A 382-nucleotide genomic window follows, 5' to 3' on the forward strand; every position below is an offset into this window, starting at 1 on the left:
TAGAATAAAATCTTCAAGTAATCCAATAGAGAATGGAATTGTTAATTCACTGGCTGGATATTTTGCCTTCTTGGCACATCTTTACCCAATATGGCTTCAGTTTAAAGGCGGCAAAAGTGCTGCTATATGTCTTGGTGTGTGCTTATGGACCTACTGTCCAGCAGCAAATGTTTTCATTGTTGTATGGATGGTGATTTTTCTATGTATACCCTATTCTCCATTACCCGCACTCATTGCTGTGGTCATCACCCCAATCTTTTTTTATTTTTCCTATCCTTAATTCTATGCGTCTTGTATACTCCTTGCTATTAGTATATTGGTGATTATAATACACCATTCCTATCACGGACGTTTACTAATTGGGAACGAAACACAGATTGGC

At 37.7% G+C, this 382-nt stretch carries 1 pseudogene; it reads left to right on the forward strand.

Annotated features, from left to right (window positions below):
* Nucleotides 1-382: pseudogene (locus J7R10_RS09640) on the forward strand (glycerol-3-phosphate acyltransferase); the annotation flags it as partial.

The organism is Bartonella vinsonii subsp. berkhoffii ATCC 51672 (assembly GCF_902825225.1).
Classification (GTDB): Bacteria; Pseudomonadota; Alphaproteobacteria; order Rhizobiales; family Rhizobiaceae; genus Bartonella; species Bartonella berkhoffii.